We start from the raw sequence: 16,990 nt of genomic DNA, 5'->3' as shown, positions 1-16,990 counted from the left end.
CTTTCATCACACTATATTCAAAAAAAAATAGTCGTTACGTGTAAAAATAAAAAAATGAAGCAAAGCTAAATTCAAGGAAATAATAAAACAGCCCTAAGCCCTGGGTTTGCATTTTCAAGTAATAGTTCACCCCCATGAAGTTTCATAACAGCTTTTGCTATACTTAAACCAATACCAAACCCGGGCTGTGTACGACTTTCTTCAAGACGAAAAAATCGTTCTGTTACTTTTTCACGTTTATCCGCTGCAATTCCTGGACCATTATCGCTAACAACAACCAACACATGTTCATCCCGATATTCCATTGATAAGCAAACTTTCGCCTTTCTTCCATCTTTAGATGCATATTTAATCGCATTATCAATAAGATTAAAAATCGATTGCGCAATAAGCTCACGATTCAACTTAAGCTCTTTATCAAATGTATCCCCTAATCGAAGCAAAACACCTGACTCTTCCGCAAAAGGTTCATAAAGTTCAACGGCATCTTCAAGGATTAGCTTCATATTCATTGTCTCAAGATGCTCAATTGCACTGCTAGCCTCAATGCGCGAAATCATTAAAATAGCATTAAAAGTGCGAATAAGTTGATCTGATTCATTAATAATACCATCAAGTGCTTGTCGATACTCAAGCTTTGTCTTTTGCCCCGAAAGGGCTGCTTCAGCACGATTTCTAAGGCGCGTCAGCGGTGTTTTTAGATCATGAGCAATATTATCCGATACTTGACGCAAACCAATATTTAATTCTTCAATGCGGTCTAACATAACATTAAGATTAGCTGACAATCGATCAAACTCATCCCCTACCCCAGAAACAGGTAAACGCCCACTGAAATCACCATTCATCAGGCGCTGTGATGCAGCTGTTACATGATCAATCCTTTGCAATGCGCGCCTACCAACAAAAAACCATATAAGTAAAGCCCCTCCAACCATTGCTGCGAGAGCAATTACGACTGCTTTACGAATAACCGCTACAAAACGCTCTGGTTCATCCAAATCTCGCCCCACAAGAATCTTCATAGCATTGGGCAAATCAACAATAAGTGCCAAAGCGCGATGTTCACTTGTTTTGCCATGTTCTCCAAAACGTGAATACAAAAAAGAATTCGAAAGAAAACCATTCTGATTCAAAAGACCTAATTCAATACGCGCAACATTACCTGCTAAAATGCGCCCCATAGGGTCAGTAACAAGATAAAGAAAAGCTCCTGGCTGTCGTGAACGGTAATCAATAGTGCGTATCAGTAAAGATAACCCACCATAGTTATAAGCGTTTTCGATACGCTTTAACTCTTCACGTAAAGCCTGTTCGGTTTGTTCAGTTAACAATGAAACAGAAAACGCCGTCATATAAATAGAAAGCCCTGTTGCAACTAACCCAAACAGTAAAATATAAAGTGCTGAAAGTCTTAGCGCTGTTGTGCGCATCATATTGATTAAACAATTCATCTTTTATTATCTGGTGCTTTCAACATGTATCCAGCTCCACGCACAGTATGGAGAAGTGGCACATCAAAATCTTTTTCAATTTTTGCTCTTAAACGGGATATATGAACATCAATGACATTTGTTTGTGGATCAAAATGGTAATCCCAAACATTTTCTAAAAGCATAGTACGTGTAACAACCTGCCCAGCATACCGCATTAAATATTCTAGCAAACGAAACTCACGTGGTTGCAATACGATATTTCTATCACCTCGTTTCACTGTATGTGCCAACCGATCAAGCTCAAGATTGCCTACGCAATAAAGAGTTTCTGCCTCTTTAGGATTTTTCCGCCGTTGCAATACTTCAACACGAGCAAGAAGTTCAGAAAAAGCATAAGGCTTTGTTAAATAATCATCACCCCCTGCACGCAAACCCATCACACGATCATTTACTTGCCCTAAAGCTGAAAGAATAAGAACTGGTGTTTCATTGCCTTTAGAACGCAATTCCGCAATAATGGAAAGGCCATCACGGTGTAAAAGCATCCGATCAACAACCATAACATCATAATTTTCCGTCTCCGCTAAACTATATCCAGTATCCCCATCATATGCAACATCAACCGAATGCCCTGCTTCCCCAAAAGCTTTTTCGAGATAACGCCCCGTCTCATGATCATCTTCGATAACGAGTATCTTCATAAAACGCATCTCCGTTATTTTATTAAATCGTGTTGTAGAACAGAAATCTACAAAACCTCTGTCCTACCCTTAACGAAATGTTATTTTTTGAAAATTGGAAGAGCGACAAAACGATTTTGATCATTTGTTCGCACTTGTAAAAGTATAGCTTTGCGTCCTAGCTTTTGAGCATTCTTGATTGTATCGGTAATATCAGAGGCCTTTTTAACAGGTTTATTATTAACTGTTACAATCACATCACCAGGGCGTATCCCTTTATCTGCAGCATCTGAATCCGAATCTACATCAGTTACAACCAAGCCTAAACCATCATCAGAAGGAGTAACAATTAAACCATAATCTTCTAGTGTTTCATCTGAATCACTGCGCCCATTCGAATATTTTAAGCTCTCTTTTACACTTTCATCTTCAGGCATAGAATCGAGTTTAACCTTGATATTCTCCTCTTTACCAGATTTCCAAACACCTAAGGTCACTGTTTCTCCTGGTCCAATATTTGCAATACGCCTTGCTAGATCACGGACATCATTAATCCTTTCACCATTCACCGAAATAATTACATCACCTGTCTTGATACCAGCCTTTGCTGCTGGTCCCTTTAACGGATCAGTAACTAAAGCACCTTTGGCTTCTTTTAAACCAATTGAATCAGAAATTTCCTTGGTCACAGGCTGAATCTGAACCCCAAGCCACCCACGCTGAACTGAACCTTTTTCGATAAGTTGTTGCACAACCTGTTTCGCTGTTGCTGCCGGAATAGCAAAAGCAATTCCAACATTACCCCCAGAACCAGAAGGAGAAAAAATTGCTGTATTAACCCCAACAACCTTCCCATCAAGATCAAAAGTTGGACCACCCGAATTTCCTCGATTAACAGCAGCATCAATTTGAATAAAATCATCATAAACATCAGTGCCAATATCGCGTCCACGTGCCGAAACAATACCTGCTGTTACAGTTCCACCAAGACCAAAAGGATTACCGATAGCAACAACCCAGTCACCCACGCGAAGCTTTGAATCATCACCAAAATCAACATATGAAAATTTTCTCTTTTCATCTACTTTCAAGACGGCAAGGTCGGTTCGCTTATCCGTCCCAATGAGCTTTGCATTCAGTTCCGTGCCATCATCAAGAACAACAGTGTAACTCGTGCCATCAGAAATCACATGATTATTAGTGACAATATAACCATCAGAGGAAATAAAAAAGCCCGATCCAAAAGCTATAGGACGGGGTTTGTTCCAACGTTTTGAAGACTTGTTTTTAGACTTATCACGGTCATGAAATTCTTCAAAAAACCTTTTCAACGGGTGTTGATCTGGTAATTGATCAATACCTGGACCGCTAAAAAAATCACTAAAAACCCAATCCTTTTTCTTTTTATTGCTCTTCACTTGCACTGAAACAACAGCAGGTTTAACTTGAGAAACAATATTTGCAAATCCCTGCTGTTGCACCAATGAAGTAAATACAGAATTTGCATGAGCCTTTGTTACCCACAAGCTTGATCCACACCCACTCAAAAATAGTGAAGTTTCTAAAGCAGCAGAAAAACTCACTGCAGCTAGTGTTGTGAAAAAAGTTTTTTTAACCATTTGCTATATGCTCCTATTCAGTCATATTTTTATCCAGATTCTGATCACTTATAAAACACTAGACCTTACCGTTTTCTGTCTAAATTGTTAAAGTTTTGTAAGATTTACGGTCACAACAACGGATAATTATCAATAAAGCTGTATTACTAATTGAAAAAACACTGATTTTTTTATGTAACATCTCTTTTAACGAAACGGTATTTTTGGCTGTTTTGCTTTATCAACATTTAAAGTAATTATTTTTTCGTGTTTGTACCGTCTTATTTGAAAAAAGATGATTGCTGTACCAATGATGATAATTATCAAAGGAGACAACCATAAAAACCATGTTGTTTTATTAAATGGTGGTTTCAAAAGGATAAATCCACCATATCGCCCAACGAGAAAATCAATAACCTGCTGATTGCTCTCACCCATTTTCAATCGTTCACGAATCAAAAGCCGTAAATCACGTGCCAATGCAGCATTTGAATCATCAATTGATTGATTTTGGCAAACTGGACAACGCAAATGTAATGAAATCTCACGCGCACGCAATTCCAAAGCTTTATCCTGTAAAATTTCATCTGGCTCGACTGCTATAGCTAACGACAGAGAAAAAAGAGTTATAAAAAAAAGCAAAGTCCAAAACATTCCCTTTTTCATCTCAATGCCTTTTTAATAAATTAAAGCAAGAGGCTATACGTTGATGCAACCCAATACGGAACCAATAACCAAAAAGAGAAAAACATCCACCCATAGCCATCATCAATGCCCCTAACCAAATACAAATTACGTAAGACTTCCACCATATATGCACAACAAGCCCCTGATCGTCTATACGTCCTGGCACAATATATAACTGAGATAAGCCATGACTTTGAATACCAACTTCCGTTGTTGACGTATTCTGACTTGAATAAAATCGCTTTGACGCCGTTACATTACGTACTACGTTTTCATTTTCATATATTTTAAAATTAAACTCCATTGCAGAATAATTTGGGCCAGTGCCTTCATGCACCTTGTCAAAGCAAATCGTTCTACCTGCTATTGTAACAATATCTCCTATATGCATAGTTAGAATACGCTCTTGCGAGAAATTCGCAACACAGACAATACCGAACAATGTAATGCCTAACCCCATATGCGCCATTGCAGCGCCAAAAACTGACCATGGCAATCCCAAAAATCTCTTAACGCGCACCGAAAAAGCTATCTTGCGAGGCCCACTCTTTTCCCACAGATCAACTAAACTGCTTAAGAAAACAAAGACTGCAAGTCCAACCCCTAAAACTACAAAAATATCACGCAAAGATGTTACATAAAATGTTATAAAACAGATTAAAAAGACTAATATAAAAACAAACCACAACCGCTCAACAACCGCAAGAAAATCACCGCGTTTCCATGCCATCATTGATCCAAACGGAACCAACAACAACAATAACACCATTAAAGGCCCACAGGTAAGGTTGAAAAAAGAAGCCCCTACAGAAATTTTTTGCCCAGTTAAAGCTTCAATCAAGTAAGGGTAGAGTGTACCGATTAATACTATCGCTGTTATTGTTGTGAGCAATAAATTATTTAAAATAATAAAACCTTCACGCGAAATTGGCTGAAATAATTTCCCTGTTTTCAAAACAGGTACGCGCAATGCAAAGAGAAGAAAAGCGCCTCCCGTGAAGAAGGATAGAAGTGCAAGAATTGCCCAACCACGTGCTGGATCAACAGCGAAACTATGAACAGATATTAAAAGGCCTGAACGAACAAGAAAAGTTCCCATAAGAGAAAGAGAAAAAGTAAGAAGTGCTAAAAATAAAGTCCAACTTTTCAATGTTTCCCGTCTTTCAAGAACAAGAGCAGAATGCAAAAGAGCTGTTCCTGAAAGCCAGGGCATAAATGAAACGTTTTCAACTGGATCCCAAAACCAATAACCACCCCATCCCAACTCATAATAAGCCCAATAGGACCCAACCATAATACCCAAAGTTAAAAAACACCAAGAAAGAAGAAGCCAAGGACGAACCCAACGCGCCCAATCCCCATCAACATGTCCCATAATCAATGCAGCTATTGCAAAAGAAAAACAAAGAGAAAAACCAACATAGCCTAAATAAAGAAGCGGTGGATGAATTGCTAAAGCGATATCCTGCAAAAGAGGATTGAGATCATTTCCCTGCAATGCTGGTGGATTAACGCGTAAAAATGGATTGGATACAAAAAGAATAAATAGAAGAAAAGCGCTCGTAAGAAAACTTTGGCAGCTTAAAACTAATGCTTTAAACTGTTCTGGTAAGTGTTGGCTAAACAACGCCATCAATGTACTAAAAACAGCTAGACTTAAAACCCATAAAAACATAGATCCTTCGTGATTACCCCAAACACCAGTGATTTTATAAAGCATCGGTTTTTCCGAATGAGAGTTCTCAATAACATTCAAAACAGAAAAATCAGATACCGCATGTGCGTGAACAATAATCAAAAAAGATGAGAGTAATAATACAAAAGTAATACACGTTAGGGGAACTACTGTTTGCATCAACACACGATCTTTCCACCAAACACCCAAAGCAGATAAAAACGCCTGCAATAAACTCACTGCAAACGCTGCAGCTAAAAAAATATGACCCAGTTCAACGAGCACGATTGAATTATTTCTCCACACTGTGATATTTGTTCAAACGATCAGCTGCTTCTTTAGACATATAAGTCTCATCATGTTTTGCCAAAACACGCTTACCAATAAAAAGCCCTCGTTTATTAAAATATCCTTCTACGATAACGCCCTGCCCTTCACGAAAAAGATCCGGCAATATGCCAGTGAAAATAACTTTTTCGTGTTTTACGTTATCAGTTACGAAAAAAGTAACTTTCATCTTGCCAAGATATTGAACCGTCCCTTTTTCAACAAAACCGCCTAAGCGCAAAGAACGCCCCATTAGAATATCTTCTGTTGTAACTTCAGATGGCATTCGAAAAAAACTCACCGTATTACGCATTGCGTACATGATAAGACTTGTCGCAACTCCCACAACAAAAAGGCATAAGAAAATCATCAGCAATCGCTTTTTTTTTCGCTGCTTTAAAATAACTTTCAATGAAGGAGAATTCTTGAAGGATTGACTGTTCATAGATACTCTACGAAAAACACTTTTATAAATGCGTTGTATAAACATTCGTTCATCATTCATAAGCCTTATCTTTTAAAAAGCTTCGCACATCTTGTATACGGGTGCAACTTCTTATCCAATATCTCTGTTCTCGAATGATGCTTTCCCAATTTTAATACTCTTAAACTGATAACAATCGCTTTCTGAGCATTCTAATCAGATGAATCGCGCAACTGAATTATCTTTGCTTCAACACGCAATCGCCCTGGAAAATCCTTAGGCATTTTATCAAGAAAATTTTCTAAAAACTGAATTGCCTGCACAGACTTACCTGCTTGCCGAAGTGCTTCAGCTAATAATAAACGAGGATAAAAATCATTTGGCGCCAAATCCACCGCCTTTTGAAAAGCATTTTGCGCTTCTTGCGTAATCACTCCCTCCTCATAACCAACCAATGCCAATCCATACCCAACAAGTCTTGGAGCAGATTCTCCATTCAAGCGAAGTGCATCTAAATAAATGTTCACAGCATCTTGGAAATGACCTTCCTCGAGATATCCTACTGCCAACGCGTCCGCTAACCTGCCATCATGAGGTGCACGAAGAAACAGCACTTGTAAACGAACAAGCTGTTCACGTTTACTGAGCATCTTTGGATTCTTATCCATTAACTCACTAAAGAAATAACTTTTAACTTCTGGATTGCCTGTTAAACCGTAAATGCTCCATGTTATAAGAAGAACAAAAAAAATACTAAGAGCTCTAATAGATCGTATATTTTCATAACGCTTGCAAGACTTGTCAGATCCAACCAAACACGTGCAAATTCTATAAATATTAGTATCTGAAATACTCTTATTTTTTTTGAAATCGCACTTAGAATGCAACGAGAAAAAAAGAGAAATCGTCAAAAAAATAAAAAAAAGTGCAACCCAAATTAATAATAGCATATCATTTTGCTACCAAAACAAGAATTAAAAAATCGTCATCAATTATTCTACCTTCCTATTCATTAGAACATTGATGTAAAAGATAGAATACTATTTTTTCACATATGGAATTATAAAGTTTATTTCTCTATGCTATTTACAAACAGATATAACTTCAGAATTCTGAAATCATTCCCTACTTTGTGCATTATGCGCACAAATATGACCCCATTCTTACAAACTTTAATACATACATGCCCTGAAACAGAAAGAAAATATGTTTACCGTCTTGGTAATAAAACCTTTGCATATAACCCGCCCAAATCAGAACGCGATAAGAAAAGATCTCCGCCATATTCGTTAACCATATCTGAAACAATCGCTAATCCTAAACCTGTCCCTGGCTTACTTTCATCAAACCGCCAACCTCTTTTAAAAGCTTCATCAATTTGTTTTTCTGTTAAACCAGAACCATCATCTTCTACGAGGATACTAAAAAATTCTGCTTCTTCAACATTTTCTTCTAAACAACAAGAAATCAGAACTTTTGTATGAGACCACTGAGCAGCATTCTCAATCAAATTCCCCACAACTTCCTCTAAATCTTCCCGCTCACCAGAAAAAATAATATCATCGACCTCCATGACAAATTGAAACTGTTTCTCAGGATTAAGCTTTTCCATAACCCGCACCAAACGATCAATCACTGTGCGAACAGATGTGTGATAAACTACACTGTCTCGTTGTGCTGCAATTCGAGCACGCTGTAGATAATGGTTTATTTGCGACTGCATCATTTGAGACTGCTCTCTCAATAAAATGGCCTGTTCTCCACACATCTTATCAACCTCATTCATAATAACTGATAAAGGCGTCTTCAATGAATGAGCAAGATTACCAACCTGTGTGCGAAACCGTTCAATAATACGTTGATTGTTATTAATAAGAGCATTCATCTCTTGTGCTAACGGCATAACTTCACTTACTAAATCCGTATTCACGTAATTAACTTTGCCTTCACGAATATCATTCAATGCTTGTCGGATAAGCTTCAATGGTTGAAAACTAAAGAAAATAATAGCAATATTAATAAAAACACTGCCTATACCAAAACTCCACAAAAAAATTTGCAAAGTTCGCTTAAATTCCTGCACTTGTGCATGTGCCTCATCAATATTCCCAACGAGTCGAAAACGAGCAATGTGATTCTGATTATCAAGAACAACATCACTTTCAATGACTTGTAGATTCTGATCATTGCTTCCTTTTATCCGATAAGAGCGAAAGAATTTATTGTCAAAAGGTATATCGACATTGCTGGGCGAAAATATTTTCCCAGTTCCTAATGATGGAGATGTCAGTCTTCCTTGTAGATTAGGTGATACAGCAACAACTTCCCAATACCAACCCGATGTTGGATCTGAATAACGAATATCATCAATCCCAAAACTTCCTCTCAAATTACCATCTGATGACACAGTTACTGTTGCAATAAGACTATAAAGCTGAGCAAAAAGGATACGCTCTAGACTTTGTTCACTTGAGCGCCGATAAAATAAAATACTGACTGCAGAAATCGATGAAAGCGAAATAACAACCCATAATGTTGACAAAATCATAACACGTAAGCTGAGAGATCTACCGACAAGAAAAAAAACACCTCTAAGCCAGCCCTTATGCTTTACAACTCTCATTAATCACCTGGCTTTTTCACTCTATAGCCCATTCCACGAATAGTCTCAATTAAATCCACCCCAAGCTTTTTCCGCAACCGTCCTACAAAAACTTCAACTGTATTCGAATCCTTGTCAAAATTCTGGTCATAAAGATGTTCGGTAAGCTCAGTCCTTGAAACAACCCTATCACAATGATGCATGAGATACGAAAGAAGTCTGAATTCATATGAAGTTAATTTAATCAACTGACCATCAACAAAAACACGAGAAGTTTTGGTATCTAATAAAACCTGACCACAACATAATGCGCTCGTCGCATGGCCTGTAGCTCGACGAATTAACGCCCGCAACCGCGCCATCACTTCCTCTAAATGAAATGGTTTAACAACATAATCGTCAGCACCTGCATCAATGCCAAGTACCTTATCAGACCAGCGATCTCGCGCCGTCAGCACTAAAACAGGCATCAAATACCCTTCTTTGCGCCATTTTTCAATCACACGAATTCCATCTAGACCTGGCAAGCCTATATCAAGAATCACCGCATCATAAGACTCTGTACTGCCTAAAAAATAAGCCTCTTCACCATCGAAAGCGCTATCCGAAACATATCCCGCATTTTTCACAGCTTCCGCTAATTGATGATTGAGATTGTGATCATCTTCAACAATTAAAATACGCATCACAACATCTGCTAAATACTAATCGGTAGGAACGGAAACTTCAACACGGCGCAGCTTTTTACCCTCACGAGCAGGCACAACGACCACGACCACACACATATCTCTTCCATCCTGAACAATGGGTGTGGAACGTACTAATACCCCACTGTGTTGAACAGCAACTTTCCTACCTACTTCAGTACATTCGGCAGCCAAAACAGAATCCGCACCAAGAAGAACTGCTATCATTATAAATAAGAAAATTCTTTTCATCATAGATATTTCATAATCTACTGTAAATGAATATAAAATGAATAATTGCTTTTTATCTATTCAAAAATCACAAAAGCAGAATAACATAACCTCTGTATAACAACACGTTGATAATACCCTAAACTCTAATGATTTCAAACTAAAATCTTCTTAAAAAATTACATAATAATTGAAAGAGAAAATTTAAAAAAATTATAAAAATCGAAAAAATAATCTACAAAAATAAATTGTCGTCATTCTAAAATAAACTCTTTCTCTGTTGACACTATAGCAAAACACTACCGTCACTCCATATAATCATTACAGATTTTTTTGATTGTATCATTTTTTCACAGACTCTCTTTTAAATGTTTCATTTTTTTAAAAAAAAGAAAGCACAACATAATAAACCATTCCAAAGTCCTGTACTTATTGAATTAGATGCGTTATTTGACACAACACTTTATAGCATCTGCTCTGCGAACAGTTATTTCTGGAACAAGGCAAAAATCGCCTCACAGTGTTTCCATATCCGAGGATGGAAACGATTTATCATCGAACTTCTCGATGAAACACTGACATTAGGATTGATTGGGTTTACGCTTTTCACCATTTTTGGCATTTCGATTTTCGAATTGACAAAAAAAGATTGGTATTTTCCTAAAAATTTTTCCATTCTTTTTCTCGACCGATATGGAAATCCCATCGGTCACCGTGGTGCACTACCAACTGTGTCTGTTCCTGTTGAAGAGATGCCCGATTATGTTATTAAAGCGGTTCTCGCAACAGAAGACCGTCGTTTTTTTGATCACTGGGGTATTGATTTACAAGGCCTCACGCGAGCTATCTCACAAAATATGCAAGCTAAAAGTGTAGTTCAAGGTGGCTCAACTCTTACACAACAACTCGCTAAAAATTTATTTTTAACAAATGAAAGAACCATAACACGCAAAATCAAAGAAGCTTATCTTGCCCTTTGGTTAGAAGCAAACTTCAGCAAAAAACAAATTTTGCAACTTTATCTTGATCGTGCATATATGGGTGGAAACAATTTTGGTATTACAGCTGCTGCAAAATTTTATTTTGATAAAAACATACGCAATATATCCCTTAGTGAATCCGCTATGTTAGCAGGACTCTTCAAAGCACCAACCAAATATGCTCCTCATAGTCATCTCTTCGCCGCCCAAACACGTGCCAATGTGGTCCTTTCTAATCTTGTTAATAGTGGTTTCATGACTGATAGTGAAATTATCAATGCCCATCGTTATCCTGCAAGAGCACTGACAAAAATAAAAAATCCTCAGCCTGATTATTTTCTTGATTGGGTCTTCGACGAAGTTAAAAAAATGCGTGATCAACTTCCTAGCCATAGTTTAATTATTCAAACCACTCTTGATCCTGATATTCAAAAAGCAGCAGAGGAATCAATTGCATATCATTTACAGCAATATGGTCAACAATATCGCGTAACACAAGCCGCCACTGCTATTCTCGACAATAACGGCGCTGTCTGTGCAATTGTTGGTGGAGTGGATTATAACAAAAGCCAATTCAACAGAGCCACACAAGGTGGTCGACAACCCGGTTCTTCATTCAAACCCTATGTTTACGCAGCCGCAATGGAACGTGGATTGTCTCCCTCAACAATCGTTTTAGATGCCCCTATCAATTGGGGAGGCTGGTCACCAAAAAATAATTCCGGTCATTATCTTGGTAGAATCGATTTGGCAACTGCTTTAGCTTTTTCCATCAATACAGTACCTGTCTATCTTACATATCAATATCTTAACCGCGATACCCAACCCATTATCAATCTGATCAAAAATATGGGGATTCATGCGCATATTTTATCACATAAAACTATGGTTCTGGGCACCTCCAATATGACCCCCCTGGATCAAGCAACTGGTTTTAATGTCTTTGCTAATGGAGGAATGGCTGGAAATCGCCACGCTTTCACGCAAATCAGAACAACAGATGGACATGTGGTATGGGATTTCGAGCACAATGGTAATAAACCACATCGAGTCCTCAGTGGACAATCAGCAGCCTATATGAACCAAATGCTGGTTGGTGTCACAACACGAGGATCGGGTAAACGTGCCGCCCTCCCTATGACTCTTGTTGCTGGAAAAACTGGAACATCACAATCCTATCGTGATGCTTGGTTTGTCGGTTTTACTGGTAATTATACTGGAGCCGTATGGATGGGAAATGATGATTTTTCACCGATGAATCGGGCTTTTGGTGGTGGTGTTCCTGCCATGATATGGCATCGCATTATGCTTTCTGCACACCAAAATATCATGCTCAAACAGCTCTACGGCGTCGAAAATTCTCTCCTCCCTTATCAACCATCAACCCTGCCTTCCCACAATGATTCTGAGTTTATTCCCCCAATTCCCTCTACACTCTCCCCTGAAACATTGAATATTGTGCGAGTGATTAACAGAGATCTGAAAAAAACACCTGTAATCTCTTTGAAAATAAAAAATACTGAAGATTCAACACTTTGAATTCGAGATATTCTATAATGTTTGTTAAGATCATTATTCCCTTTTTTCTCTTCGCTTTTTCCATTTTATGTGGAACACTTAGTGTTGATTATGGTCTCAATTCCTTTAAAAAATTTGGGCAATTCACAATTGGAGGCTGGAGTTCTTATCCTCAAGTGGGAACTGCCAACACCGATCCCTATACGCGTGCACGCGCTGCCAAAAGAGGAGAAATTTCAATTGGGCGCACAGAAGGGCTCATTTTCCAAATTTGGAAAGATAACCACGGGCGTCCACTACGCCCTCATTGCCATTATTTGCTCAAAGGACACATCCCTGAAACACGTCTCTTTACCCTTTATACAGCTGACAAATCCCTCAAACCTTATACTTCATCCAAGAAAATACCTTTCGAACTTTATACCGACAATATTATCTATGAAAGTGATGGCTCATTGCGCATCAACATCTCACCCCTTCCGCAAACTGGCAATTGGCTTGCAACGGTTAGTCAAAAAGAATTCGGACTTATTCTTACCTTATACGATACCCCCATCATTTCCGCAACGGCATTACAAAAACTCACGATGCCTTCTGTAGAACAAATTCCAACAGGACAAAAAAACTGTGACTAGATTTATTCACGCCGCACTTCTTGCAATCATTGGTGCTATCATTGTCCATATTTGCGTTTTATTGTTAATACCTTATTGGGCACAAAATAATATATGGACACAGCTTCAAAAATCCGGAGATCCTTATCAATTTGTTGACTTGGATGCTCATAATCCTATTCAAAAATCTACTGATCCGCTCTTTCCTCTTAAAGTCTGTAGGTTTAATCTCGAAAATGGCCCTGTTCATTTAAAAGCTGCAAAGACAACACAATTTTGGTCACTCGCTGCCTACACACACGATGGAATTATTTTCTATAACCTTAATGACCGAACAGCCCCTGATGCGACACTTGATCTTATCATTGGAAAACCTATACAAATCATAGAACTCAAACAATCAAAATCTAAAAGAAATACCAACTCAGTTTTAGTCGCTCAAAATTTGAACGAAGGTTTTGCACTCTTACGCATCTTTGCCCCTTCTTTACTTGCTGAGAAAGAAAGTGAAGCCTTCTTTTCATCTGCAAGCTGCCGCACGTTTCATGGATGAAAATCACACCGCTCTCTGCCTGACAACAGTACTATTTGTGAATTGGGCAAAAATATACCCAAATAATCAAGTTCAAACGTAATCAACTAAATATCAGAATGAGAATGCAATCCTTATTCTAATTTTTTAAATACATAATTTTCTCTTGTGTCAAAAATCAGAAAAAAGAGCTATATTATGCTCTTCTTTTTAAGCATTCGTCTGCTTATACAACTATATGGCATGAATGAACTATATCGATGACAATTATGAAATAAATGCAATCTCTATTGCACCTCAATCATATCATGGTCAATAGAGAATATACCTTCAGCAAAAAGAGAATAAATGAGAATAACAATGCCCAAATTTTCGATAAGCACACGCATCGCAAAACTTTTGATTTGAGTTTAATTTTTACGTTGTTATAGCCATTTTCCAAAAAATTTAATCAATCTATAGAGATCATGACTGTGTCCGGCGTGAATTGGTGAGAATAGCTATAAGAAATTGATAGGAGACAGAGCATCCTTGATCTTAAAAATAAGTGCTTTACTTTTGTGATATGACTAGAAACTCTTTGTGAGATAAAAAATCTGATGAAATTTTGCTTTTGGTCCATGGTTGAGGGGGGAAAAAGCTTTATGAAAAAAACATATGTTCGGTTAATCTCAAGGGCAGCAGTATGGTCCCCCCGTTTTGGCGGATTGGCATTTTTGATTTTGTTATTTTCAGTCCTTTTACAGCGCTTTTCCGCAATTAACGTAGTTGATTTCATACTTTTGATAATAATTTCTGCCTGCTGTGTTGTTGTTTCTCTTTTTCTCGCTGAAAAAGCACTTTACAGCTTGTGGATGTATGGTGCTTTGGGTGGAATGAAAGCTTTAAGAGGGATCATTTATTCTTTGATCACTGCTACACCATTGGTGCTCTTTTGGGGATTTTGGTTTGCTTTTCCAGCGCTTCATGATGTTTCCACTGATACGCAAAACCCACCCGCTTTTTTTCGCACGATACGTCCCAGCGATGCTTTACCGCTTAAAAGTGTTTTAGTTGAACAAGCGGCATTACAGATGTCGATATGGCCGGAAATGTCCGGACGTCGTTATGATGGTTCACCTGATCGTATTCGCGAATCTGTTCTCAATGTTTTAGCAGCTTATAATTGGCCTGTTATGGCTCAACGAGAGTTTCAAGCTGAAGAGAATGAACTGTATATTCAAACAATGGCAAAAACTTTTTACCTTGGCTTTATTTCGGACATTGTCATTCGTTTAACTGATGAAGGGAATACAACTTTTGTTGATATGCGCTCTGCTTCACGTTATTTGCCAAGAGATTTGGGGACGAATGCTGCTTTTATTATCGATTTTATGGATGCACTTGATACAGAAATCGCGTCACTCCCTCTTTCTCAAGATGATGAATAACAATCAAGAGAGATAAGGCATTTTATGTCCATAACAATTGCCTATTTTTCAATAAACATGATACATAAGCAAATAATCACTTTTCAAAAACTATAAATTGATAATCCTTATACAAAAGATAATAATCTCAAAATAACTCATTCTTGAAATAATTAATAGGAAATAAAAAACAGAACTCTTGATGATAATGCTTGATATTTATAAAGACACTGTCTTACTGTAATCAGTAAACATTTTTTTAAAGGTGAATAGTATAATAATAACTATGTAATTATTATAACAAATATATCTCAATAATAAAAAATAAGTTTTTATATTTATTAATAATATATAAATTAATGTTATAATTTATTTTATACATTTAATATGCTATTAAATAAATTAAATTTATAGTATATATTCATAAAAATTATTATAAAAACAATTACAAAAATTAAACCTATCACTAACAATAATATATTTTTTTTGTATTCTTTTGTATTATAATTTTTATATTTATTTAGTAATAATAAATAATATATAATTGTAACTACACTTATTATTGAAAATAACATATTTACAACAAAATTACTAAAATCTGTCCACATTAACAATACCCACTACAATAATCGACAATAAAAATATAAAATACATAGATATTTTATATAATATTAGTTTATAAAATAATAAAGTCCAAAATATATTGTAAAGTATATGATAATTATAACAAATCCTAATTTAATAGAATTTTTCCAAGTAGGGAATTTTAATTTAGAGGAAAATATGCTTAAAAATAGAAATATATTTGTTGCAAGTAACGCATTTTTAATATTAAATAAAATATCATCCATAATAAATTCCACTTAAAATTATATAAAATAAATAAATATAAAATATATTTAATTAAATTGTATTAATATAAAACTTAAATAGGGAAAATAATATAAAGAATAATATAAAAAATGAAATTATTCTTATTAATGATTTTATTTTAATGTTTTTTTCATTACATCCCTTAGATTTATAATACAATTCAAATAAATATATAAATATACTTAAAAAGCAAACTAATAAAAATAATTCATTAATAATATTTAAAATATACATAATGTACAAATTTCCAACTTAATATAATTATAATTTAAATTATTACTAATAATATATTTTAGTTACAAATGTTTGTAGATATATTCACTAAAATATATCTACAATATCATTAACAATTTAAAAACTTATTATTAATAATAGCACGCGTTATACTGAGCATTTAAACCTATACCTGCTCCTACCCCATAGCCAAGACCTGCACCGATTCCTCCACCGGTTCCTGCACCTAAAATCATACCCAATCCGCCTGATGAAAGACCTCCGGCTATACCGCCTACAAATACTCCACCAGTTCTTCCTATATCTCTTCCCACCACTCCGTATGAATTTGCTGTAGAGAGATAATCGCCGACAGTACACCCAGGCTGTGATCCACTACTTGAAAAATTAATTGATGAAATATCAGACCAAGCATTAGACGAACTATGAGACAAACCAGTATTAGACCAACCACTAAGCCAACCAAACATACAAATTCTCCTTA

Annotated in this window: 15 protein-coding genes; 4 read left to right on the top strand and 11 right to left on the bottom strand. The window is 36.5% G+C overall.

Annotation, left to right across the window (positions count from 1 at the left end):
* Window positions 1-71: 71 nt before the first annotated feature.
* The 10 genes from MCQ_RS01310 to MCQ_RS01265 all read right to left on the bottom strand — a co-directional run bounded on the left by MCQ_RS01310 (window position 72) and on the right by MCQ_RS01265 (window position 10,370).
* On the bottom strand, window positions 72-1,454 hold the full coding sequence (locus MCQ_RS01310) for a sensor histidine kinase (RefSeq protein ID WP_006923075.1): 1,383 nt from the start codon (window positions 1,452-1,454) through the stop codon (window positions 72-74).
* Window positions 1,451-2,137: a response regulator transcription factor gene (locus tag MCQ_RS01305; RefSeq protein WP_006923073.1), complete on the bottom strand. Its 687-nt coding sequence runs from the start codon at window positions 2,135-2,137 to the stop codon at window positions 1,451-1,453. Before MCQ_RS01305 ends, MCQ_RS01310 begins: the two co-directional genes overlap by 4 nt.
* An 80-nt stretch (window positions 2,138-2,217) precedes the next feature.
* The gene (locus MCQ_RS01300; RefSeq protein ID WP_006923071.1) at window positions 2,218-3,735 is read right to left on the bottom strand and encodes a Do family serine endopeptidase; all 1,518 of its coding nucleotides are present in this window, start codon (window positions 3,733-3,735) and stop codon (window positions 2,218-2,220) included.
* A 186-nt stretch (window positions 3,736-3,921) separates the two neighbouring features.
* On the bottom strand, window positions 3,922-4,380 hold the full coding sequence (locus MCQ_RS01295; protein ID WP_006923069.1) for a cytochrome c-type biogenesis protein: 459 nt from the start codon (window positions 4,378-4,380) through the stop codon (window positions 3,922-3,924).
* A 1-nt stretch (window position 4,381) separates the two neighbouring features.
* Window positions 4,382-6,361, bottom strand: a complete 1,980-nt coding sequence (locus MCQ_RS01290) for a heme lyase CcmF/NrfE family subunit (RefSeq protein WP_006923068.1) — start codon at window positions 6,359-6,361, stop codon at window positions 4,382-4,384.
* Between the two features lie 7 nt (window positions 6,362-6,368).
* On the bottom strand, window positions 6,369-6,848 hold the full coding sequence (ccmE, locus tag MCQ_RS01285; protein WP_035007768.1) for a cytochrome c maturation protein CcmE: 480 nt from the start codon (window positions 6,846-6,848) through the stop codon (window positions 6,369-6,371).
* A gap of 191 nt (window positions 6,849-7,039) precedes the next feature.
* The gene (locus MCQ_RS01280) at window positions 7,040-7,777 is read right to left on the bottom strand and encodes a tetratricopeptide repeat protein (RefSeq protein ID WP_006923066.1); all 738 of its coding nucleotides are present in this window, start codon (window positions 7,775-7,777) and stop codon (window positions 7,040-7,042) included.
* Window positions 7,778-8,037: 260 nt separating this feature from the next.
* A complete protein-coding gene (locus tag MCQ_RS01275; protein ID WP_006923065.1) occupies window positions 8,038-9,450 on the bottom strand; it encodes an ATP-binding protein in 1,413 nt (470 codons plus the stop codon).
* The gene (locus tag MCQ_RS01270) at window positions 9,450-10,115 is read right to left on the bottom strand and encodes a response regulator transcription factor (RefSeq protein WP_006923064.1); all 666 of its coding nucleotides are present in this window, start codon (window positions 10,113-10,115) and stop codon (window positions 9,450-9,452) included. The genes MCQ_RS01275 and MCQ_RS01270 overlap by 1 nt, the downstream gene beginning before the upstream one ends.
* A gap of 18 nt (window positions 10,116-10,133) precedes the next feature.
* Window positions 10,134-10,370 carry a hypothetical protein gene (locus MCQ_RS01265; RefSeq protein ID WP_006923063.1) on the bottom strand — a complete coding sequence of 79 codons (237 nt, stop codon included), beginning with the start codon at window positions 10,368-10,370 and terminating at the stop codon, window positions 10,134-10,136.
* Between the two features lie 344 nt (window positions 10,371-10,714).
* On the opposite strand from MCQ_RS01265, the gene MCQ_RS01260 reads away from it, so the two are divergent.
* The 4 genes from MCQ_RS01260 (at window position 10,715) to MCQ_RS01245 (ending at window position 15,420) form a co-directional block, all read left to right on the top strand.
* The gene (locus tag MCQ_RS01260; RefSeq protein WP_006923062.1) at window positions 10,715-12,865 is read left to right on the top strand and encodes a transglycosylase domain-containing protein; all 2,151 of its coding nucleotides are present in this window, start codon (window positions 10,715-10,717) and stop codon (window positions 12,863-12,865) included.
* A gap of 17 nt (window positions 12,866-12,882) precedes the next feature.
* Window positions 12,883-13,479, top strand: a complete 597-nt coding sequence (locus MCQ_RS01255; protein WP_006923061.1) for a DUF1214 domain-containing protein — start codon at window positions 12,883-12,885, stop codon at window positions 13,477-13,479.
* The gene (locus MCQ_RS01250; protein ID WP_006923060.1) at window positions 13,472-14,011 is read left to right on the top strand and encodes a DUF1254 domain-containing protein; all 540 of its coding nucleotides are present in this window, start codon (window positions 13,472-13,474) and stop codon (window positions 14,009-14,011) included. The genes MCQ_RS01255 and MCQ_RS01250 overlap by 8 nt, the downstream gene beginning before the upstream one ends.
* Before the next feature lie 623 nt (window positions 14,012-14,634).
* On the top strand, window positions 14,635-15,420 hold the full coding sequence (locus tag MCQ_RS01245; RefSeq protein ID WP_006923059.1) for a DUF1499 domain-containing protein: 786 nt from the start codon (window positions 14,635-14,637) through the stop codon (window positions 15,418-15,420).
* A 1,217-nt stretch (window positions 15,421-16,637) separates the two neighbouring features.
* On the opposite strand, the gene MCQ_RS01235 is transcribed toward MCQ_RS01245, so the two are convergent.
* Window positions 16,638-16,976: a hypothetical protein gene (locus tag MCQ_RS01235; protein ID WP_006923055.1), complete on the bottom strand. Its 339-nt coding sequence runs from the start codon at window positions 16,974-16,976 to the stop codon at window positions 16,638-16,640.
* Window positions 16,977-16,990: the final 14 nt, after the last annotated feature.

The sequence above is a fragment of the Candidatus Bartonella washoeensis Sb944nv genome (genome assembly GCF_000278135.1).
Classification (GTDB): Bacteria; Pseudomonadota; Alphaproteobacteria; order Rhizobiales; family Rhizobiaceae; genus Bartonella; species Bartonella washoeensis.
This window is presented reverse-complemented; position numbering and strand designations above follow the sequence as displayed.